Source organism: Sphingobacterium tabacisoli, assembly GCF_017908035.1.
Lineage (GTDB): Bacteria > Bacteroidota > Bacteroidia > Sphingobacteriales > Sphingobacteriaceae > Sphingobacterium > Sphingobacterium tabacisoli.
In genome coordinates this window covers 1-374 of the sequence record NZ_JAEQMU010000019.1, presented here as the reverse complement: position 1 = coordinate 374, position 374 = coordinate 1, and the positions used below count along the sequence as shown (strand labels likewise).

The following is a 374-nucleotide window of genomic DNA, read 5'->3' as shown; positions in this document are numbered from 1 at the left end:
CGGTGGTACCTCTACATTGGATGTTACCGCTACAGGTGACGGTACTTTGACCTACGAATGGTTCAAGGTGTCTGGTAGTACAACCACTTCTGTTGGTACGACCAAAACATATAGCTTACCTACGTCGTTGACAGCAGGTACACATACCTACCGTGTTGTTGTAACAGGCGGTTGTGGAGCAGCAACATCTACGGATGTCACTGTAACGGTTAAACCAGCTACGGTGATCACTGTACAACCAGTTGCACCTGCAGCCTACTGTATCGGTGGTACCTCTACATTGGATGTTACCGCTACAGGTGACGGTACTTTGACCTACGAATGGTTCAAGGTGTCTGGTAGTACAACCACTTCTGTTGGTACGACCAAAACAT

1 protein-coding gene is annotated in these 374 nt (G+C 47.9%); it reads left to right on the top strand.

Annotated elements, in window-relative coordinates; translation table 11 throughout:
- A partial coding sequence (locus JKG64_RS22960; protein WP_210356582.1) for an Ig-like domain-containing protein occupies positions 1-374 on the top strand: 374 nt, incomplete at both ends.